19 protein-coding genes and 1 tRNA gene are annotated in these 20,098 nt (G+C 64.1%); 13 read left to right on the top strand and 7 right to left on the bottom strand.

The features are described from left to right. The first annotated feature begins 379 nt into the window (after positions 1-379). Both LCM4576_RS15380 and LCM4576_RS15375 read left to right on the top strand, forming a co-directional pair. On the top strand, positions 380-1,429 hold the full coding sequence (locus LCM4576_RS15380; RefSeq protein ID WP_071033159.1) for a low specificity L-threonine aldolase: 1,050 nt from the start codon (positions 380-382) through the stop codon (positions 1,427-1,429). A gap of 10 nt (positions 1,430-1,439) precedes the next feature. Further along, positions 1,440-2,333: an MBL fold metallo-hydrolase gene (locus LCM4576_RS15375; protein ID WP_071032910.1), complete on the top strand. Its 894-nt coding sequence runs from the start codon at positions 1,440-1,442 to the stop codon at positions 2,331-2,333. Here LCM4576_RS15375 and LCM4576_RS15370 read toward each other — a convergent pair whose 3' ends face one another. Together LCM4576_RS15370 and LCM4576_RS15365 are read right to left on the bottom strand one after the other, a co-directional pair. Beyond that, positions 2,334-3,086, bottom strand: coding sequence for a sulfite exporter TauE/SafE family protein (locus tag LCM4576_RS15370; protein ID WP_071032908.1), 753 nt, complete (start codon positions 3,084-3,086; stop codon positions 2,334-2,336). 135 nt (positions 3,087-3,221) lie between these two features. Next, positions 3,222-3,689 carry an Hsp20 family protein gene (locus LCM4576_RS15365; protein WP_041004796.1) on the bottom strand — a complete coding sequence of 156 codons (468 nt, stop codon included), beginning with the start codon at positions 3,687-3,689 and terminating at the stop codon, positions 3,222-3,224. A 464-nt stretch (positions 3,690-4,153) separates the two neighbouring features. On the opposite strand from LCM4576_RS15365, the gene LCM4576_RS15360 reads away from it, so the two are divergent. Further along, positions 4,154-5,110: an alpha/beta fold hydrolase gene (locus LCM4576_RS15360; protein WP_071032906.1), complete on the top strand. Its 957-nt coding sequence runs from the start codon at positions 4,154-4,156 to the stop codon at positions 5,108-5,110. 105 nt (positions 5,111-5,215) lie between these two features. On the opposite strand, the gene hisN is transcribed toward LCM4576_RS15360, so the two are convergent. Together hisN and LCM4576_RS15350 are read right to left on the bottom strand one after the other, a co-directional pair. Then, on the bottom strand, positions 5,216-5,989 hold the full coding sequence (gene hisN / locus LCM4576_RS15355) for a histidinol-phosphatase (protein ID WP_071032905.1): 774 nt from the start codon (positions 5,987-5,989) through the stop codon (positions 5,216-5,218). Between the two features lie 357 nt (positions 5,990-6,346). Continuing rightward, a complete protein-coding gene (locus tag LCM4576_RS15350; protein WP_071033158.1) occupies positions 6,347-7,303 on the bottom strand; it encodes an N-formylglutamate amidohydrolase in 957 nt (318 codons plus the stop codon). Positions 7,304-7,453: 150 nt separating this feature from the next. On the opposite strand from LCM4576_RS15350, the gene cpdR reads away from it, so the two are divergent. Next, on the top strand, positions 7,454-7,816 hold the full coding sequence (cpdR, locus tag LCM4576_RS15345) for a cell cycle two-component system response regulator CpdR (RefSeq protein WP_006199474.1): 363 nt from the start codon (positions 7,454-7,456) through the stop codon (positions 7,814-7,816). Between the two features lie 115 nt (positions 7,817-7,931). Then, a tRNA-Val gene (locus LCM4576_RS15340) sits at positions 7,932-8,006 on the top strand. A gap of 98 nt (positions 8,007-8,104) precedes the next feature. On the opposite strand, the gene LCM4576_RS15335 is transcribed toward LCM4576_RS15340, so the two are convergent. The 3 genes from LCM4576_RS15335 to LCM4576_RS15325 all read right to left on the bottom strand — a co-directional run bounded on the left by LCM4576_RS15335 (position 8,105) and on the right by LCM4576_RS15325 (position 10,556). Further along, positions 8,105-8,398, bottom strand: a complete 294-nt coding sequence (locus tag LCM4576_RS15335; RefSeq protein ID WP_071032903.1) for a DUF1330 domain-containing protein — start codon at positions 8,396-8,398, stop codon at positions 8,105-8,107. Positions 8,399-8,425: 27 nt separating this feature from the next. Next, the gene (locus LCM4576_RS15330; RefSeq protein WP_041012635.1) at positions 8,426-9,190 is read right to left on the bottom strand and encodes an SDR family NAD(P)-dependent oxidoreductase; all 765 of its coding nucleotides are present in this window, start codon (positions 9,188-9,190) and stop codon (positions 8,426-8,428) included. Between the two features lie 211 nt (positions 9,191-9,401). Then, the gene (locus LCM4576_RS15325; RefSeq protein ID WP_071032901.1) at positions 9,402-10,556 is read right to left on the bottom strand and encodes a dihydrodipicolinate synthase family protein; all 1,155 of its coding nucleotides are present in this window, start codon (positions 10,554-10,556) and stop codon (positions 9,402-9,404) included. A 245-nt stretch (positions 10,557-10,801) separates the two neighbouring features. Here LCM4576_RS15325 and LCM4576_RS15320 point away from each other — a divergent pair, with 245 nt between their 5' ends. From LCM4576_RS15320 to LCM4576_RS15285, 8 genes are all read left to right on the top strand, one after another. Then, positions 10,802-11,845 carry a LacI family DNA-binding transcriptional regulator gene (locus LCM4576_RS15320; RefSeq protein WP_071032899.1) on the top strand — a complete coding sequence of 348 codons (1,044 nt, stop codon included), beginning with the start codon at positions 10,802-10,804 and terminating at the stop codon, positions 11,843-11,845. Next, entirely contained in the window at positions 11,842-12,858 is a 1,017-nt protein-coding gene (locus LCM4576_RS15315; RefSeq protein ID WP_071032897.1) for a Gfo/Idh/MocA family protein, read from the top strand. The genes LCM4576_RS15320 and LCM4576_RS15315 overlap by 4 nt, the downstream gene beginning before the upstream one ends. Next, on the top strand, positions 12,855-14,456 hold the full coding sequence (locus LCM4576_RS15310; protein ID WP_071032895.1) for an acyl CoA:acetate/3-ketoacid CoA transferase: 1,602 nt from the start codon (positions 12,855-12,857) through the stop codon (positions 14,454-14,456). Before LCM4576_RS15315 ends, LCM4576_RS15310 begins: the two co-directional genes overlap by 4 nt. After that, positions 14,449-15,225, top strand: a complete 777-nt coding sequence (locus tag LCM4576_RS15305) for an enoyl-CoA hydratase/isomerase family protein (RefSeq protein ID WP_071033157.1) — start codon at positions 14,449-14,451, stop codon at positions 15,223-15,225. The genes LCM4576_RS15310 and LCM4576_RS15305 overlap by 8 nt, the downstream gene beginning before the upstream one ends. A gap of 10 nt (positions 15,226-15,235) precedes the next feature. Then, the gene (locus tag LCM4576_RS15300; RefSeq protein ID WP_071032893.1) at positions 15,236-16,747 is read left to right on the top strand and encodes an aldehyde dehydrogenase family protein; all 1,512 of its coding nucleotides are present in this window, start codon (positions 15,236-15,238) and stop codon (positions 16,745-16,747) included. 58 nt (positions 16,748-16,805) lie between these two features. After that, positions 16,806-18,059, top strand: a complete 1,254-nt coding sequence (locus tag LCM4576_RS15295) for an ABC transporter substrate-binding protein (RefSeq protein WP_071032891.1) — start codon at positions 16,806-16,808, stop codon at positions 18,057-18,059. Positions 18,060-18,184: 125 nt separating this feature from the next. Continuing rightward, the gene (locus LCM4576_RS15290) at positions 18,185-19,144 is read left to right on the top strand and encodes a carbohydrate ABC transporter permease (protein ID WP_071032889.1); all 960 of its coding nucleotides are present in this window, start codon (positions 18,185-18,187) and stop codon (positions 19,142-19,144) included. After that, positions 19,141-20,085, top strand: coding sequence for a carbohydrate ABC transporter permease (locus LCM4576_RS15285; protein ID WP_071032887.1), 945 nt, complete (start codon positions 19,141-19,143; stop codon positions 20,083-20,085). Before LCM4576_RS15290 ends, LCM4576_RS15285 begins: the two co-directional genes overlap by 4 nt. The last annotated feature ends 13 nt before the right edge of the window (positions 20,086-20,098 follow it).

Genomic DNA, 20,098 nt, shown 5'->3' with positions numbered 1-20,098 from the left:
CGAACCATACGGCCATACGCCCGGTTCGCATCCGGTATCGTACAGGTCAGAGTCGGGCCGTCTACCCGCCGCTCGCGACAATGGCCGGAATGGCAGCGATGATACGCCAGTCCAGCCTGTTTTGTGYGACAAAATAAGACAGCACTACTGTCCTAAATTTTTTATGGCAGAAATCGGGGACCTGCACAAGACCGATTCACAAAAAACTTGGGCGCGCCGCGACACAAAATTTCGTGACGAGCGCTGGAAACGCAAGCTTTGGTCCGGCCTTCGGGGCGACGCGCTGGCTTCACCGCTTTGCCGGCGATTGGCCCTTGCGCTTCGACCGCCGAAGCGGTCAAGTCCCGCCGCTTTTGCCAATCACGATATGGACCTCTCGATGTTCTTTGCCTCCGACAACTGGGCGGGCGTCCACCCCGACATCTCGGCCAACCTGTCGCGCCATGCCGCCGGCGTCGCCACCGCCTATGGCGACGGCGATCTGGACCGCGCCGTCTACCGCCGCTTCAGCGAGATTTTCGAGCGCGAGGTGCAGGTCTTCTTCGTCGCGACCGGCACCGCGGCCAACGCGCTTTCGATGGCTGCGTTGAACCGCATCGGCGGCATCGCGCTCTGCCATTCCGAAGCGCATATGAATGTCGACGAGTTCGGCGCGATGGGTTCCTACACCGGCGGCGCGCGCACGGCGCCGGTGCCCGGACCGCTTGGACGCGTGAACCCGGAGCTTCTTGACCGCGCCATCAAGCGCTACTCGCAGGACCTTGCTCCGGCCGGCCAGCCGATGGCGGTCACCGTCACCCAGGCGACCGAGGTCGGCACGGTGTACAGCGTCGACGACGTCAAGGCGATCGCCGAGGTCAGCCGCCGCCACAAGCTGCCGCTGCACATGGATGGCGCGCGCTTTGCCAATGCGATTGCGGCGACCGGCGTCAGCCCGGCCGAAATGACCTGGAAGAGCGGCGTCGACCTCATCTCCTTCGGCGGCACCAAGAACGGCTGCTGGATGGCCGACGCGGTGGTGATCCTCAATCCCGATGTCGGCAAGGACCTGCGCCTGCTACGCCAGCGCGCCGGACAGACCTTCTCCAAGGCCCGCTTCATCTCGGCCCAGTTCGAGGCCTATTTGACCGACGATTTGTGGCTGCGGATGGCCGGACACGCCAATCAGATGGCTGCGCATCTGGCCGAGACCATCGAGGACGCGCCGGCAGGCAGGCTCGCCTGGCTGCCGCAGGCCAATGAGGTGTTCGCCATCCTCGCCCGCGAAACCGCCGACAAGCTGCAGGCGGCCGGCGCCAAATTCTACGAATGGGGCGTTCCGCAGGGTTTCGACGGCCATCTCGGCGACAAGGAAGCGATCTACCGCTTCGTCGCCAGCTTCGCGACCACGACGGAAGAAATCGACCGCCTCGGTCAACTGCTCGCCTGAGGTCCCCGCCATGACCAGGCCGCTCCTCGGCTCGACGATGCGGCTGGTCCGCCCGGCGCCGAATGTGATTGGCTTCTATGACGGCCGCGTCGACGGCATCCGCATCTGGTCGGACGAACCGAACTGGCTCGACGACGGCGCTTATACGCTCGGCATCTGCACCTATGCGATCGTCGACGGGTCGCAGGCGCTTGTCTACGACACGCACATATCGCTGCCGCATGCCCGCTTCATCCGGCGAACCCTCGAAGAGATGGGCGTGACCTCGATATGCGTCGTGCTCAGCCACTGGCATGACGACCATATCGCCGGCAACGAAGTGTTCCAGGATTGCGAGATCATCGCCAACCGCCTCACTGCCTCGGCGCTCGAACGGGGCCGCGCCGAGATCGAGGGCGGAAATCCGCCGATCAAGCCGCTCGTCCTACCCAACAGGATGTTCGAGGACAGCCTCAGCCTTGCGGTGGGAGCGATCCCGATCGAACTGCGCCAGGTCGAAATCCACAGCCATGACGGCACGGTGCTGCTGATGCCCGACGCCGGCCTGCTGCTGGCTGGCGACACGCTGGAAGACTCCGTCACCTATGTCTCGGAACCGGAACGCCTTGCCGAACATCTGGTCGACCTCGACCGCATGTCCGGTTGGCAGTTCGACCGAATCCTGCCCAACCACGGTTCCTTCGAGGCGATCGAAGCGGGCGGCTATGACAGAAGCCTCATCGCGGCGACTGAGGCCTATATTCGCAAGCTGCTCGCCTGCCCGCATGACCCTGACCTGGCAAGGCAGGATCTGAAAACTTTCGGCGCCGACATGTTTGCCGCGACGGCAGCCGAATATTTCGCGCCATACGAAGCCGTTCACCGGCAGAATGTCGCGGCTGTCGTGGCGGCAAAGAGCCGATAGCTAAGCCAGGAAAGGCCGCAGCAACAGCTCGGCGCCGAGYAGGATCAGAAAAATCAGGAACCAGCGGCGGAAGGTCGCCGGGCTGATTTTCTGGCGCAGCACTTGCCCCAGCCACATGCCGAGCAAGGCCGGCAGCACGGCAAGCGAGGACATCGCCAGATGTCCGGCGTCGAACGCGCCATGCGAGGCGAGACCCAGCGCCAGGGCGATCGTCGACACGGTGAAGGAAAGACCGAGCGCCTGGATGAGATCGTCGCGGCTGAAACCCAGCGCCTGGATATAGGGGACGGCAGGCACCACGAAGACGCCGGTGCCGCCGGTGACCAGGCCGGTGAGGAAGCCCACGGCCGGCGAGGACCAGCGCTCTGTCCTCACCGGTACCGACGGCTGCCGCGCCAGCAATGTGTAGACAGCGTAAAGAATGAGCGCCACGCCGAGGCCGGCTGTCGTCCATTTGACGTTGTCGCTGGCGAGCAGCCGGGCGCCGATGATCGTGCCTGCCAGAATGCCGGCCATCATCAGCCAGAGCCGGCGCAGGATCGCGGAAAAGCTCGGCCCGGCGAAAAGCTGCCAGACATTGGTGACGAAGGACGGGACGATGAGCAGCGAAGCGGCTGTCACGGGCGGCATGATCGTGCCCAAGAGACCCATCGCCAGCGTCGGCAGGCCCATGCCGGTCACACCCTTGACCACACCGGCGAGCAGGAAAGTGATTGCGACGGTGAGTGCCGGCAACAGGGAAAAATCGGACATGGTCCTTCATGATCCGCCACTGCATGCTTCAAAAGAGCCAGAGAGGCTCGTTGCCGATGGCACAATAAAAAGCGGCGCCTCGCGGCGCCGCTTCCGTCTCGGGAGGGAGACGTTGTCTGTGATGCAGTCCGCCGATTACGCGGCGGCCTTGGCCTCGATCTGCTTGGCCTTGTCCGAGGACGAGGTGATCGCGATCTTGCGCGGCTTCAGCTCCTCGGGAATGTTGCGCTTGAGGTCGACGAAGAGCAGGCCGTTCTTCAGCGTGGCGCCTTCCACTTCGACGTGGTCGGCGAGCTGGAAGCGGCGCTCGAAGGACCTTGAGGCGATGCCGCGATAAAGCAGCTCCGAACCCTCGCTGTTGTTCTCGTCCTTGCGCTCGCCCTTGACGGTCAGCACGTTGCGGTGGGCTTCGATCGAGATCTCGTCTTCCGAGAAGCCGGCAACGGCCATCGAGATGCGATAGGCGTTCTCGCCGGTGCGCTCGATGTTATAGGGCGGGTAGGTCTGCGCGGTCTCGGGCTGGCCGAGCGAGTCGAGCATGGTGAACAGCCGGTCGAAGCCGACGGTCGAACGATAAAGCGGGGAAAAATCAACGTGACGCATAAGGTGTTCTCCTGTTGAGCAACATGGTTTGCGTGTGACCCGGTGCGAAACCCTCGAAAGGCGTTCCGGATAGGCCAGCGACCCCGATAATCGGCGGCCGCATCCCTCATTTGGGAAGCTCAAAAAGCCATTTCAAGGTTTTCTTCGCGTCGCAATGTGGCCACGTTGATGAATGGTGGATGAACCACCGCTTCGGCATCCGTTCAGTCATTCAGCGCTAGGCTTTGACCAACGTGACAGACAAGCGGCGCCTTTCCCCGCGCCGCGACGAGGCCGAACCGGGTGCAACGTCCCTTCCTCCCGGATCGACAGAGGCCGGAAGTGCGCCGCAGGCACTTCCGGCCTTCCCTTTGGAAGTTGCCGACCGCGCGGATCCTCGCAACGCTTTGCTTTTGCCGGCTGGCCGTCTATCACCATGCCGACGCCTCGCCCGTCCGGGCAAAGAGCAACCAACGACACGCCGAATGACGGATCTTTTCCATCTGACCGAGGACAACCCCGCGCCGCAGAATGCCGCGGGCGGGTTCTTCACCACGCGTGACGGCAAGAAGATCCGCTACGGCGTCTTCGCCGCCGTCGCCCGTCCGCTCCAGGGCACGGTGGTTCTGCTGACCGGGCGCAACGAGTGCATCGAGAAATATTTCGAGACCATCCGCGACCTCGCCGATCGCGGCTTCGGCGTCGCCATCCTCGACTGGCGCGGCCAGGGCGATTCCAGCCGCCTGCTGCGCGACCGCCAGCGCGGCTATGTCCGCAGCTTCCGCGACTATACGCGCGACCTCGAGCAATTTTTCGAGGAGATCGTGCTGCCCGACTGCCGCGGCCCCTATTACATCCTCGCCCACTCGACCGGGGCGGTGATTGCGCTGCTTGCCTCGCCGTCCATGGTCAACCGGGTGCGGCGCATGGTGCTGTTGGCGCCTTTTCTGGAGGTGCCGGACCTGCCGGTCTCGATCGCCACGGTGCGGCGCGTCTGCGCGATCTTCTGCGCGCTGGGCCTCGGCTGGCTCTACGCCGCGCTCGGTCCGCGGCCGAAAGTGCCGCCGCCTTTCGAGGTGAACAAGGTGACCTCGGACCCGCAGCGCTACCGGCGCAATGTCGGCATCTACGAGGCCTGGCCGCAGCTGGCGCTCGGCGGCCCGACCGTCCGCTGGCTGAAGGCGGCGGCCGCTGCCGCGCAAGCCGTCAGCGATCCGGATTTCATGGCAAGGGTCAAGGTGCCGATGCTGATCGTCGCCGCCGGCGCCGACCGGGTGGTCTCGACCAGGGCGGTGGAAGCCTATGCCCGGAAACTGCGCGTCGGCTCGCTGTTGATGATCGACGGCGCCGAGCACGAGATCCTGCAGGAGAAGGACATCTACYGCGAGCAGCTGCTCGCCGCTTTCGACGCCTTCATTCCCGGCACCGGCGACGCGCCCTGATCGGCTTAGAGCAATTCCAGGAAAAAATGTGAGCTTTTCCGTCCGGAATTGCGTAAAAACAAGAAGATAGAGCGGTTCGCCGTTTCCGTGAAACGGTGAAACGCTCTAGTCGCGCAGCGCCGCCATCGCCGCCGCGTGCAGTTCCGGYGTCGCGGCCGCCAATATGTCGCCGCCGTTTTCGGCCGGTCCGCCTTCGAAAGTGGTGATGACGCCGCCTGCCTTTTCGATGATCGGGATCAGCGCCACGATGTCGTAGGGCTTCAGGCCCGGATCGGTGACAATGTCGACGCTGCCGGCARCCAGCATGGCGAAGGCATAGCAATCGGTGCCGTAGCGGGCGAGCTGGACTTTTGTTTCGAACTGATCGTAGCGCTTGCGCGCATCGCCCTTGAACAGGGCCGGCGTGGTCGTGAACAGCGTCGCTTGCGCGAGTTCGGTGGTCTTGCGCGTCGCGAGCCTGCGCGGTCCGCCCGGCCCTTCATAGTGCGACCCGGACGCGTTGGCGTAGAACAGTTCGCCGGTGAAAGGCTGCGACATCATGCCGGCGACCGCATCGCCGTCGACGGTCAGCCCGACCAGCGTTCCCCAGACCGGAATGCCGGAAATGAAAGCGCGGGTGCCGTCGATCGGGTCGATCACCCAGACATGCCGGCTGGTGAGGTTCTGGCTGCCGTGCTCTTCGCCGAGGATGCCGTGCTCGGGATATTCGGAAGAGATCAGCGCCCGGATCGCGCGCTCGGCCTCGCGATCGGCCTCGGTGACCGGGTCGAAGCTTCCCGACTCCTTGTTGGCGACCGCCCCCTGGCTGYGGAAGCGCGGCAAGGTTTCCGCGGCGGCGGCATGCGCGATGCGCCRCATGAAATCGGTGCTGATATCCAAGTCGCTCTCCCCATCGCGGCTCTTGCCAGCCGCTCTCTCTCGCAGAACAGGCGCTCTGAAGACCGGTCAGCCGCCCGCTTTCTGTTGCCCGAATGCCACATCTGAACCGCCGAAGCGGAATTTCCACATCATATTGAATTAAAAAACCCTGCTGTCGATTGACATTTGTGCGACGCACAATAATTTTGTCGTCGGACAGGTTATCCTGTCCATGCCCTCCTTGGGCGTTTCCTCCCTAGACTTCGACCGTGTCGTGAAAACGATGCGGTCTTTTTTTCGAGCAATTCCAGGAAAAGCGCGAAGCGTTTTTCCGTTCGGAATTGCGTTTGTAAAGAACGCGGCGCGCCGACCACGCCGTCACTCCGCCGCGAGCGGCAAATCGACGAAATGATGGTCGGGCATCGACATCAGGTCGGCCGAGAAGCGGGTCAGGTCGTCGGCCAAGGCGTCGAAGCCGGCCGATTTCTGGAATGTCCGCTCGTCCATGTAAAGCCCGCGATTGACCTCGATCTGCAGCGCATGCAGATGCCGCGCCGGCCTGCCATAGTGCTCGGTGATGAAGCCTCCGGCGTAGGGCTTGTTGTGCGCGACCGTGTAGCCCATGCCGACAAGCAGGCTGATCGCCATTTCGGTGAGCGCCGGCGAGGCCGAGATGCCGAACCGGTCGCCGATGATGAAGTCGGGCCGCACGCCGTTGTCGCCGACGCGAATCGAGGCCGGCATCGAATGGCAGTCGATGAGCACGGCATAGCCGAACCTGGCATGCGTCCTCGTGAGCAGCCGCTTCAGCGTCTCGTGATAAGGTTTGTACACCGCTTCGATGCGCCCCACCGCCTCCGCCAAAGGCAGCCGGCTGGGATAGATATCGAGCCCCTCGCCGACCAGTTTCGGCACCGTGCCCAGCCCGCCGGCGACCCGCGCCGAGCGGATGTTGCAGAAGGACGGCACCGGCTCCGCGAACATGCGCGGATCGAGCTCCCACGGCTCGCGGTTGACGTCGAGATAGGCGCGCGGAAAGTTCGCCGCCAAGAGCGGCGCGCCGAGCGGCACGGCGCCGCCGAAGAGCTCCTCGACATAGCAGTCCTCCGACCGGCGGATGGCGTTGCGGTCGAGCCGCGCCATGGCCAGGAAGCGCTCCGGATAGTGGCGGCCGCTATGCGGCGAGTTGAACAGGAAAGGGACGCGCTGTTCGGCGCCCGATCGGATTTCGAAGGGTGGAACGACCGAAAAATCCTCGGCTGCCGTCTTCAATTTGTACGAACCAGGATGAAGCACTGCATCATGACGCAAAACTTGCCACCTTGCGTCCGGCATGTCCAGCATTTCAGACCGTGAAACCGTGCTCCGAACCGAATGTTGGATGCCCTTCATTCACTTGATGTTTACCGGCTCCACCTCATATACAGGATGGTTAACGGCCTTGCCCGGCGGCAGGCTTGGGGCGGGTGATTCGGACGGGATATGATGGCACGCATTCTGCTGGCGGAAGACGATGACGATATGCGCCGCTTCCTCGTCAAGGCGCTGGAACGCGCCGGCTACCAGGTAAGCGATTTCGACAATGGCGCGAGCGCCTATGAGCGGCTGCGCGAGGAACCTTTTTCGCTGCTTTTGACCGACATCGTCATGCCCGAAATGGACGGCATCGAACTTGCCCGCCGCGCCACCGAGATCGATCCGGACCTCAAGGTTATGTTCATCACCGGCTTTGCCGCGGTCGCGCTCAATCCCGATTCCAAGGCGCCCAAGGACGCCAAGGTTCTGTCGAAGCCCTTCCACCTGCGCGATCTCGTCAACGAGGTCGAGAAGATGCTGCAGGCCGCCTGAGGCCTGCAAGGCTCGCATCGGCAGGGATCTCCTCGATGCGACAAACGGAARCCGTCTTTCCACATTCCCGCTATTGACGCGCCGGATCAAAAGTGGTGTATGCGCGGCGTCGGATGGGCGTGTAGCTCAGCGGGAGAGCACTGCATTGACATTGCAGGGGTCACAAGTTCAATCCTTGTCACGCCCACCATCCTTCCAATAACTTAAGCAGACGACTGGTCCGCGCACGGCGATGGCCGTCCCCGAATCGATGAGTTCGGCGGTTCTCCAGCGGCCCTATGCCGATGGCTATCCAAGATTCCCTTCGAACATCACCAGCGTACGATTCGACGCCTTGAGCGCGAAGCGCATGGCTTCCTCATAGGCCGGGTCGGCATAGCAGGCCTTGGCGATCTCCAGCGACGGGAATTCCACCAGGACCATGCGCTTGGCATCGCGCGCCTCGACGAGCAGGGGCGGCTGTTTCGTCGTGTTGGTTCGTGCCTGGTATTTTTCGCCGATCGGCTTCCAGAGCCGGCCGTACTCGGCCTGCGCCTCCTGATCCGAAATCTCGGTTCCGACGATGAGCCAGTATCCCTTCACGCTGAAGCGCTCCCTGATGATTGCCGTCTACACCATGAACTCACCGCCGTTGACGTGCAACAAATGTCCGGTGACGAACTTGCCCATGTCGGATGCGAGATAGAGGCAGGCATTGGCGACGTCCTCGGCGGTCCCCAACGTCCTTAGCGGCACCGTGGCTTTCACATGCTCGTAGGTTTCCGCAAGATCGGGATACCACGCCGCATTCCTGTCGGTGTCCAGCCATCCAGGCGCGATGCTGTTGGCGGTCACCCCGTCCGGTCCGCATTCCAGCGCCACGGCTTTCGCCAGGCCGTGCATGCCGTGCTTGGCGGCGACGACATGCGCCCTGTTCGCCAACGGGAAGAGGGCATCCGTCCCCGCCATGTAGAGCAGGCGCCCGAACTTTCTTCGGCGCATGTGCGGAAGCACCGCCTGGGTCAGGATGAAAGCCGATCCGAGATTGGTGTCGATCACTTTCTGCCAGTCCCGAAGAGTGATCTCGTCGATCGGCTGGTGCGGTCTTATCCCGACGCAGGACACCGCGATGTCGACGCGGCCGAGTTCCGCGACCGCCCTGCCGATCAAGGCGTTCATGGCGGCCTCGTCGGTGCCGTCGCAGACGGATGCGATCGCCTCCACGCCAAGGGACCGCGCCTCGCCGGCGACGGCCTCGATCTTGGCCGCGTCGCTGCCGCCGGTTATGACGATGTGCGCCCCCGCTCGGGCAAACGCCAGGGCGACGGCCTTGCCGATGTTCTGGCCGGCCGCGGTAATGACCGCTACCCGCCCCTTCAAGCCGGGAACTTCCATGTGCTCACCTGCGGATCACGAGGGCGCGGAGCGCGTCCTGTCCCAACCTTGTAGATTGAGAAACCAAACAGGGGCTATGCCAGGAAGCAAGCCGCCATAGGTCTAAAGCATGTCTCCCGAAAGTGGGAACCGGTTTCGGGGCAAAGACATGCGCAAAATCAAAAGCCTAAAGCGCAAGGAGCGAATCTGAAAGATCGCGACGCGCTTTAGCTTAGATGCCCGCCATCGCCAGCAGGGTCTTCATCCGTGCGATGGCAAGATCGGGGTCGGCCAGCAGGCCGGCCTGGTCGGAGAGCCGGAAGACGTCCGCGTAGTGGCATATGCCGCGCGCCGACTGCATGCCGCCGACCATGGTGAAATGGTCCTGATGCCCGTTCAGCCAGGYCATGAAGACGATGCCGGCCTTGTAGTATTCGGTCGGCGCTTCGAAGATCTTGCGCGACAGCGGCACGGTCGGCGCCATCAGCGCGTCGTAACCGGCCTTGTCGCCCTCCGCCAACTTCGCCAGCGCGGCGTTGGCCACCGGGGCGATGGCGTCGAAGATGCCGAGCAGAGCATGCGAATGCCGCCTGCCGTCGCCGGCGATCAGCTCGGGATAATTGAAATCGTCGCCGGTGAACATCACGACGCCCTCGGGCAGCCGGTCGCGCAGCAGCACCTCCTTCTCCGCGTCGAGCAGCGATATCTTGATGCCCTCGACCTTCTCCGCATGCCGCTCGATGATAGYGACGACCGTGTCGAGCGCCGTATCRAAATCGTTGCTGCCCCAATAACCCTTGAGCGCCGGATCGAACATGTCGCCCAGCCAGTGCAGGATCACCTTGCCTGATGCCTGTGAGAGCATCCGGTCATAGACGCGGGCATAGTCGTCCGGTCCCTTTGYCACCGCCGCCAGCGCGCGGCTTGCCATCATGATCGCCTTGCCGCCTTCGCCTTCGATGAAGGCGAATTGGTCTTCATAGGCGCCGATGACGTCGTCGAGCGTCTTGGCCGCCGCAGGCGCCAGGTGATYGGTTCCCGCCCCCGAAGCGAGGTCGGCGCCCGGCACCGTTTTGGCCTCCGCTATCGAGCGCCGGATCAGTTCCCTGGCGCTCGCCCAGTCGAAACCCATGCCGCGTTGGGACGTGTCCATGGCCTCGGCGATGCGGAAGCCGAGCCGCCACAGATGATGGCGGAACGCCATGGTCCTGTCCCAGTCGACCGCCGGCCGCGACGAGGGGTTGGTCATGGCGATKGGATCGGCAACGACATGGGCGGCGGCATAGGCGATGCGCGAAAAACGCGCGCTCTTGTTTGGCTCGACCGGTTTGCCTACGAGCCGATAGCTGACCCGGTCGCCGTTTGCCGCAGGCAAGGTAATGTGCATGGAACTCTCCCGTTGCGGGTCGCTATAAATGGAACGTTCCAATAAATCAAGAAGCTTTATGATTCAAGGCGTCCGCGTCGGCGCGGCATAGCACCTCTGTAGAGGAATGCTTGCATTAGCGGGGGTTTTGAACCGCTCCAATCAATTTTTCGAATCCAAATAGGGAATCATGATTGACTCTAATTTGGATCGATGATTAGAACGTTCCAATAAATTTGCTCAAAGATGCGGAGGATGGAACGAGGATGGCCAGCCGGGCCAAGGCGACGATCCTGGACATCGCCCGCGAGGCCGGCGTGTCCAAATCGACGGTGTCGCTCGTGCTGCAGGGCAGCGGGCTGATCCGGCCCGAAACCGCGACCAAGGTGCGCAGGGCGATCGAGGATGTCGGCTATGTCTACAACCGCGGCGCCGCCAATCTGCGCAAGGCCCATTCCAACGTCATCGGCATGGTGATCAACGATCTCACCAACCCCTTCTTCGCCGAGCTTGCCGTCGGCATGGAGCGCGTCTTCCAGGCGGCGGGCGTCGTGCCCTTCATCGCCAACACGGCTGAAAACCCGGTGCGCCAGGAAGAGGTGCTGAAGTCGCTGATGGAACAGGGTGTCGCCGGCCTCATCGTCTCGCCGGCGCGCGGCACCACGCCGGGCGCCTTCCGCCGCATCGAGGCGGCCGGCGTGCCGATCGTCTTCACCATGCGCCGGCTGCCCGAAAGCCGCATTCCGGTGATCGCGCCGGACAACCATCGCGGCGCCTTTATCGCCACCGAGCATCTGATCCGCAAGGGCCATCGCCGCCTGGCCTTCTTCGGCGGCTCGTCCGATCTTGTCGTCTACCATGAGCGACTGGGCGGGTTCCTTGAAGCCTGCGAAACGCTCGGCATTCCCGCCTCCGACCGGCTGATTGTCGAGGGCGAGACCAGCCGCAAGGGCGGCATGGCCTGCCTGGAGACGGCGCTTGCCGCGGCGCAGCCACCGACGGCGGCGCTTTGCTTCAACGACGCGGTTGCCTTCGGCGCCATGCTGGCGCTGCGCAAACGCGGCCTCGAGGCGGGGGCGGACTTTGCCGTCGTCGGCTTCGACGATGTCGCCGAGGCCGAGCACTACAGCCCGGCGCTCACCAGCGTTGCCGTCGACACCGCGGGCCTCGGCGAGCGCGCGGCGCACGTCATGCTGAAGATGATCCAGTCGCGCACCACGCGGGCCGAGGACCATATCGGCGCCGTCAGCCTGGTCGTGCGGGAAAGCAGCGGTCCGGACCGCAACAGCCAAGTGGGAGACGCGGCATGAGCGTGCGATGGGGATTGATCGGCGCCAGCACGATCGCCAGACAGTTCATGATCGATGCCATTCGCGCCCAGGACGATGGCGACGTCGTTGCCGTGATGAGCTCCAGCGCGGAACGGGCCAAGGCTTACGCGGGGGAAAACCGCATTGCACGTGCCGTCTCGTCCCTCGACGCACTGCTCAGCTCGGACATCGACGCCGTCTACATCTCGACCACCAACGAATTGCACCTCGAGCAGGGCCTTGCCGCGATCAAGGCCGGCAAGCATGTGCTGTGCGAAAAGCCGCTGGCGCTGACCAGCGCCGATGCGCGCAAGCTGGTCGTCGCCGCGAAAGCCGCCGGCATCGTCTTCGGCACCAACCATCATCTGCGCAATGCCGGCGCGCATCGCGCCATGCGCGAGGCGATTGCCGCCGGCCGCATCGGCAAGCCGATCGCGGCGCGCGTCTTCCATTCCGTCTTCCTGCCGGAGAACCTGCAGGGCTGGCGCGTCACCAAGCCGGAAGCCGGCGGCGGCGTGGTGCTCGACATCACCGTGCACGATGCCGACACGCTGCGCTTCGTGCTTGGCGACGACCCGGTCGAGATTTCGGCTTTCACGCAGTCGGCCGGCATGGCCGGGAGCGGCCTGGAGGACGGCGCCATGTGCATCTGGCGCTTCCAGTCGGGAGTCATCGCGCAATCRCATGAGGGCTTCACCACGAAATTCGCCGGCACCGGCTTCGAAGTGCATGGCTCGGAAGGCTCGCTGATCGCCGCCAATGTGATGACGCAGAAGCCGGTCGGCTCGGTGCTGCTGCGCACCGCGAAGGGCGAGGAGGAGCTGAATTTCGATCGCGAGGACCTCTACACCCGCTCGGTCCGCCAGTTCCATGCCGCGATCCGCGGCGAGGGCCAGCCTGCCGCCACCGGCGAGGACGGCATCTGGTCGCTGGCTTCCGCCGAAGCAGCGCTTCAATCGTCGAAGACCGGCAAGGCCGTCGCTATCGACCCGCAACTCGGGAGCCTCGCGTGAGCAAGCTCGTCTCGGCGGCCCATGCCGCCGGCCTCATCAAGGACGGCATGGTCGTCTCGGTGTCGTCGTCGAGCGGCCTCGGCTGCCCCGACGCCGTGCTTGCCGCGATCGGCGAGCGTTTCGACGCGGAAGGCCATCCGAAGGCGATCACCACGCTGCACCCGATCGCCGCCGGCGACATGTACGGCATCAAGGGCATCGACCATCTCGCCAAGCCCGGCCTGTTGAAGCGCACCCTTTGCGGCTCCTATCCGTCCGGCCCCTCTTCCTCCGAACCGCCGCAGATCTGGAAGATGATCGGCGACAATTCCGTCGCTGCCTACAACGTTCCCTCAGGCATCCTCTTCGACATGCATCGCGAGGCCGCCGCCAAGCGGCCGGGCGTGCTGACCAAGGTCGGCCTCGACACCTTCGCCGATCCGCGCCACCAGGGCTGCGCCATGAACGCCGCGGCCAGCGAGCCGATCGTCTCGGTCCAACAGTTCGATGGCGAGGAATGGCTCTATTTTCGCGCCATCGTGCCGAACATCTCGATCATCCGCGCCACCACGGCCGACGAGCGCGGCAACCTCACCTACGAGCATGAGGGCGCCTATCTCGGCGGCCTGGAACAGGCGCTGGCGGCACGCAACAATGGCGGCATCGTCATCGCGCAGGTCAAGCGCGTCGTCGAGAACGGCACGCTGAAKCCGCATGACGTGCGCGTGCCGGGCGTGCTGGTCGACCACATCGTGGTGGCGCCCGACCAGTTGCAGACGACCCAGACGCCTTACGATCCGGCGATCTCGGGCGAGATCTTCCGGCCGCTGTCGACCTTCCGCACGCCCGAGATGAACATCCAGAAGGTGATCGCACGCCGCGTCGCCATGGAATTGCGCGATGGCATGGCCGTCAACATCGGCTTCGGCATCTCGGCCAACGTGCCGCGCATCCTTCTGGAGGAAGGCCAGCACGGCAAGGTCACCTGGGTGATCGAGCAGGGCGCGGTCGGCGGCGTGCCGCTGCTCGACTTCAAATTCGGCTGCGCCTCGAACGCCGAGGCGATCATGCCTTCGCCGCACCAGTTCATCTATTTCCAGGCTGGCGGCTTCGATGCCTCGCTGCTCTCCTTCCTGCAGATCGACCGCCACGGCTCGGTCAACGTCTCCAAGCTTTCGGCGCGGCCGCATGTGACGGCCGGCGCCGGCGGCTTCGTCGACATCACCGCGCGGGCGAAGAAGATCGTCTTCTCCGGTTTCTTCAATGCCGGCGCCAAGCTTTCCCTGGCCAACGGCGCGATCCGCATCGACCAGGAAGGCAAGGTCAAGAAGATCGTCGAGGAGGTCGAGCACATCTCCTTCTCTGGAAAACGCGCCGTCGCGCAAGGGCAGGACATCACCTATGTCACCGAGCGCTGCGTGATGAAGCTGACGCCGGACGGGTTGATGGTGACGGAGCTGGCGCCCGGCGTCGACCTCGAACGCGATGTGCTGGCGCAGGCCGAGATTCCGCTTGGCGTCGCGAATGACCTCAAGGTCACACCTGCGTCGCTCTACCAGGATCGGYCGATCGGCCTGTCGCTCAACGGCGGCGCCTCGCTCGGAGGTGCACATGGCTGAGCGTCTCGTCACCTTCGAAAGGGACGGCGCCGTCGGCATCGTCACGCTGCGCCGTCCGGAAAAATTCAACGCCCTCGACATTCCGATGCTGCGCGCGCTGGAAGCCGCGCTCGACGAAGCGGAACTGGCCGAGGGCGTCCGCGTCGTGCTGATGCGCGGTGAAGGCAAGGGCTTCTGCGCCGGCGGCGACGTCGAAGCCTGGGGCGCGATGAGCGCCGCCGATTTCCAGGTGCAATGGGTACGTTACGGCCACCGCGTCTTCGACCGGCTGGCCCGGCTCCGGCAACCGACCATCGCGGTGCTTTCGGGCCATGCGCTGGGCGGCGGACTGGAACTGGCCGCGGCTTGCGACTTCCGCGTCGCCGAGGCGCAGATAAAACTCGGCTTCCCCGAAACCTCGATCGGCGTGGTGCCGGGCTGGTCGGGCACACAGCGCGCCGTGCGCCGCTTCGGAGCACAGAGCGTGCGCCGCATGGCGATTGGCGGCGAGGTTTTCCTGGCGGCCGATGCCCTCGCGCACGGGATCGTCGACCGGCTGGTTGAAACCGGCAAGGCCTTCGACGAAGCCAGGGCCTGGGCCGAGAAGATCGCCGAGCGCGGCCCGCTCGCGACCGAAGCCGCCAAGCTGATGATTGGCGTTGCCGAGGGCGAGGAAGATGCCGCCGCGACCGAGGCGCTGGCCAGCGGCTTCATCGCGCTGACGGGTGACCTCAAAGCCGGCGTCGACGCCTTCAAGGCCAAGCAGAAGCCGGCCTTTTCGAGATCCTAGAGAAGACAAGATGAACGCACCGCTCAACATTGCCATGCCGGCCGAAGCGTCCCAGGCGCCGAAGGCCTATAAGCTGCTGGTCGACGGCAAGCATATCGATGCCCGTGACGGCCGCAGCATCGAGCGCGCCAGCCCAGGTCACGGCTTCGTCGTGTCCCGTTATGCGCAAGCGGGCGCGGCTGAGGTCGAGGCGGCGATACAGGCCGCGCACAAGGCTTTCGAGACCGGTCCGTGGCCGCGCATGAAGGCGTCGGAACGCGCGGCGGTGCTGCTCAAGACCGCCGACCTGATCGAGACCCGGCTGGAAGAGATCGCCCGCCTCGACGCACTGGAATCCGGCAAGCCGATCGCCCAGGCGCGTGGCGAGATCGGCGGTGCGATCGACATCTGGCGCTATGCAGCTTCGCTTGCCCGCACGTTGCATGGCGAGAGTTACGCCAACCTGGGCGACGATATGCTGGGCGTCGTGCTGCGCGAGCCGATCGGCGTCGTCTCGATCATCACACCGTGGAATTTTCCGTTCCTGATCGTCAGCCAGAAGCTGCCCTTCGCGCTCGCCGCCGGCTGCACTGCCGTGGTCAAGCCGAGCGAGATGACCTCGGCCTCGACCTTCGTGCTCGGCGATATCCTGCTCGAAGCCGGCTTGCCGGCCGGCGTCGTCAACATCCTCGCCGGCTTCGGCGCCGATGTCGGCGCGCCGATGGTCAGCCACCCGCTGGTCGAGATGGTATCCTTCACCGGCTCGACCCGCGTCGGCAAGATGACCATGGCGACGGCGTCCAATTCGCTGAAGAAGGTCTCGATGGAGCTCGGCGGCAAGAACGGCCAGATCGTCTTCCCCGACGCCGACCTCAAGGCGGCGGCCGATGCCGCCGTGTTCGGCGGCTTCTTCAACGCCGGCGAATGCTGCAACGCCGGCAGCCGCCTGATCGTGCACGAGGCGATCGCCGACGACTTCCTGAACGCGGTCAAGGCGCTGGCCCGGGAGGTCCGCGTCGGCGATCCGCTCGACGACCGCACCAAGGTCGGCGCGATGATCTCGGCCGATCATATGGAAAAGGTAGCCGGCTATGTAACGGCGGCGAAAACCGATGGCGGCGACGTTTTCACCGGCGGCGCCCGGCTTGCATCCAATGCCGGGCAATATCTCGATCCGACCATCATCCGCAACGTTACAGAGGACATGGCGATCGCCCGCGAGGAAGTGTTCGGGCCGGTGCTGTCCGTGCTCACTTTTGAAACGATTGAAAAGGCATTGCACATTGCCAACAACACGCCCTATGGTCTGTCTGCAGGGGTGTGGAGCGCCGGCGTCGACACATGCATGTCGGTGGCGCGCGGTGTGCGTTCGGGGRCGGTTTGGGTGAATACGTTCATGGAAGGTTATCCCGAACTGCCCTTCGGCGGCTACAAGCAGTCCGGTCTGGGACGCGAACTCGGCAAACGCGCCGTCGAGGACTATACCGAGGAAAAGACGATCCAGTTTCATCGCGGCCAGCGCACCGGTTGGTGGGTCGGCTGAGTTGGGAGACCCCGGCGGACACCCGCCGGTTATGCGTATGCAACAAGGGAGGTAGTACATGTTGCGCAAACTCTTTATCGGAACGGCTCTTGCGACGAGCTTTGCGTTCTCGGCGCATGCCGCGGACGTCAAGGAAGTGCAGATGCTGCATTGGTGGACGTCGGGCGGCGAAGCGGCTGCTCTCAACGTGCTGAAGCAGGATCTGGCCAAGGAAGGCTATGCCTGGAAGGACGTGCCGGTGGCCGGCGGCGGCGGCGACRCCGCCATGACCGCGCTGAAGGCAATGGTCGCGGCCGGCAACTACCCGACCGCCTCGCAGATGCTCGGCTACACCGTGCTCGACTATGCCGCCGCCGGCGTCATGGGCGACCTGACCGRGACCGCCAAGAAGGAAGGCTGGGACAAGTCGGTTCCGGCCGCCCTGCAGAAGTTCTCCGTCTATGACGGCAAGTGGGTTGCTGCTCCGGTCAACGTCCACTCCGTCAACTGGCTGTGGATCAACAAGGCGGTGATGGACAAGATCGGCGGCACCGAGCCGAARACCTTCGACGACTTCGTGGCATTGCTCGACAAGGCCAAGGCGGCCGGCGTCATCCCGCTCGCTCTGGGCGGCCAGAACTGGCAGGAAGCCACCATGTTCGACTCCGTCGTGCTGTCGACCGGCGGGCCGGAGTTCTACAAGAAGGCGATGAACGACCTCGATGAAGAGTCGCTCAAGTCCGACACGATGAAGAAGTCGTTCGACAACCTCGCCAAGCTCGTCACCTATGTCGATCCGAACTTCTCGGGCCGCGACTGGAACCTCGCCACCGCCATGGTCATCAAGGGCGACGCGCTGGTTCAGGTCATGGGCGACTGGGCCAAGGGCGAGTTCCACGCCGCCAACAAGACCCCGGGCACCGACTTCCTGTGCTACCGCTTCCCGGGCACCGACGGCTCGGTGATCTACAACTCCGACATGTTCGGCATGTTCAACGTTCCGGACGACCRCAAGGCCGCCCAGGTCGCGCTTGCCACCGCCACTTTGTCGAAGAGCTTCCAGTCGGCCTTCAACGTGGTGAAGGGTTCGGTTCCGGCCCGCACCGACGTGCCGGACACCGACTTCGACGCTTGCGGCAAGAAGGGCATCGCCGACCTGAAGAAGGCCAATGAGGGCGGCACGCTGTTCGGCTCGCTGGCCCAGGGCTATGGCGCCCCRCCGGCCGTCGCCAACGCCTACAAGGATGTCGTGTCGAAGTTCGTCCATGGTCAGATCAAGACCTCCGACGAGGCCGTGACCGAGCTGGTCAAGGCGATCGACGACGCCAAGTAAGGTTCACTTGAACCAGGTCTCCCCCGCTCCGGCGGGGGAGGTCTCCTGTCGATAAACGGTGCGGGAAAGACCCTGGTGCGTTCTGGCGCCGGGCCGTTTCCGACCAGCCGGTACTGGATGAGCCGATGAGCACAGTTGCCGAAACCCAGATCAAGCTGACACCGGAGCACGACGCCCGTCCCGGCGCGACGGTCCGTTCGCGGCTGCAGGACCTGCTGCCGAAGATCGTGTTGGCGCCGAGCTTCGCGGCGACGATCGTCTTCGTCTACGGCTTCATTCTATGGACGATCTATCTGTCCTTCACCAATTCCAAGACCTTCCCGTCCTACGACATCACCGGCGCCCGCGCCTATCAGCGGCTGTGGCGCTGGACCTTCGAGAGCGACCCGCCGTCGAGCTGGTACACCTCGATCACCAACATGGGCATTTTCGGCTTTCTCTATATCCTGATCTGCCTGGCGCTCGGCCTGTTCCTGGCCATCCTGCTCGACCAGAAGATCCGCGGCGAAGGCGTCTTGAGGCCGATCTACCTTTACCCGATGGCGCTCTCCTTCATCGTCACCGGCGTCGCCTGGAAGTGGTTCCTCGATCCTGGCCTCGGCCTGGAGCAGACGCTGCATCAATGGGGCTGGACGAGCTWCCATTTCGACTGGATCAAGAACAAGGATTTCGTCATCTACACGGTGGTCATCGCCGGCGTCTGGCAGGCTTCCGGCTTCATCATGGCGATGTTCCTGGCCGGCCTGCGCGGCATCGACGGCGAGATCATGAAGGCGGCGCAGATCGACGGCGCTTCCACCTTCCAGCTCTACCGGCGCATCGTCATCCCGCTGCTGCGGCCCGTGTTCCTGTCGGCCTTCATCGTGCTCGCGCATCTGGCCATCAAGTCCTATGACCTGGTGGTGGCGCTGACCAGCGGCGGCCCCGGCGGCTCAGCCTGGCTGCCCTCCAACTTCATGTATGAGTTCACCTTCAAGCGCAACGAGATGGCTGTCGGCTCGGCGAGCGCGGTGATCATGCTGATGACGCTGACCGCGATCATCGTGCCTTACCTCTATTCCGAACTCAGGGAGAAGCCGCGATGAGCGCTGTCACCTCGCCTGCCCGTCCGGCTTCGAGCGGCATCAGCGCCAGGACGATCAACCGCATCGTCATCTATGGCCTGCTCGCGCTGTTCGCTATCTTCTATCTGATGCCGCTCTTCGTCATGCTGGTCACCTCGTTCAAGACCATGGACGAGATCCAGAACGGCAACATGCTGGCACTGCCGCAATCGCCAACCATCGCGCCATGGTTCAAGGCCTGGGGCGAAACCTGCGTCGGCCTGACCTGCGCCGGCATCAAGGGCTATTTCTGGAATTCCATCAAGATGGTGGTTCCGGCGGTGCTGATCTCGACGCTGCTCGGCGCGTTGAACGGCTATGTGCTGACCAAATGGCGCTTCCGCGGCCACACGCTGGTCTTCGCCATGATGCTGTTCGCCTGCTTCATCCCGTTCCAGTCGGTGCTGTTGCCGATGGCGACGATCCTCGGCAGCCTTGGCCGTTTCGGCGTCACCCTGCAGAACGCGACCGGGTTCAATTTCGGCCTCGGCAATTCGACGGTGAACCTGGTCTTCGTCCATGTGGTCTACGGCCTCGGTTTCACCACCTTGTTCTTCCGCAACTATTACGAGGCCTTCCCGACCGAGCTGGTCAAGGCGGCGCAGGTCGACGGCGCGTCCTTCTTCCAGATCTTCCGCCGCATCATGCTGCCCAACTCGATGCCGATCTTCGTCGTCACCGTCATCTACCAGTTCACCAACATCTGGAACGACTTCCTGTTCGCCTCGGCTTACGCCGGCACCGGCGACGTGATGCCGATGACGGTGGCGCTGAACAATGTCGTCAACACCTCGACCGGCGTCGTCGAATACAACGTCAACATGGCTGCGGCGATGATCGCCGCGCTCCCCACCCTGATCGTCTATGTCGTCGCCGGCCGCTATTTCGTGCGCGGGCTGATGGCCGGCGCGGTCAAGGGCTGACCCCTTTCTTAAA

Origin of the sequence: Mesorhizobium sp. LCM 4576 (assembly GCF_001854815.1) — a bacterium.
Taxonomy (GTDB): domain Bacteria; phylum Pseudomonadota; class Alphaproteobacteria; order Rhizobiales; family Rhizobiaceae; genus Mesorhizobium; species Mesorhizobium plurifarium.
Note: the sequence above shows the minus strand (reverse complement) of the source record. Positions and strands in the feature narration are given on the sequence as shown.

Bases quoted from the DNA above. Each gene is read 5' to 3' on its own strand.
- LCM4576_RS15380 (WP_071033159.1), top strand. From the start codon at position 380: ATGTTCTTTGCCTCCGACAACTGGGCGGGCGTCCACCCCGACATCTCG.
- LCM4576_RS15375 (WP_071032910.1), top strand. From the start codon at position 1,440: ATGACCAGGCCGCTCCTCGGCTCGACGATGCGGCTGGTCCGCCCGGCG.
- LCM4576_RS15350 (WP_071033158.1), bottom strand. From the start codon at position 7,303: ATGCCGGACGCAAGGTGGCAAGTTTTGCGTCATGATGCAGTGCTTCAT.
- LCM4576_RS15330 (WP_041012635.1), bottom strand. From the start codon at position 9,190: ATGGAAGTTCCCGGCTTGAAGGGGCGGGTAGCGGTCATTACCGCGGCC.
- LCM4576_RS15285 (WP_071032887.1), top strand. From the start codon at position 19,141: ATGAGCGCTGTCACCTCGCCTGCCCGTCCGGCTTCGAGCGGCATCAGC.
- LCM4576_RS15320 (WP_071032899.1), top strand. From the start codon at position 10,802: ATGGCCAGCCGGGCCAAGGCGACGATCCTGGACATCGCCCGCGAGGCC.
- cpdR (WP_006199474.1), top strand. From the start codon at position 7,454: ATGGCACGCATTCTGCTGGCGGAAGACGATGACGATATGCGCCGCTTC.
- LCM4576_RS15365 (WP_041004796.1), bottom strand. From the start codon at position 3,689: ATGCGTCACGTTGATTTTTCCCCGCTTTATCGTTCGACCGTCGGCTTC.
- LCM4576_RS15305 (WP_071033157.1), top strand. From the start codon at position 14,449: ATGGCTGAGCGTCTCGTCACCTTCGAAAGGGACGGCGCCGTCGGCATC.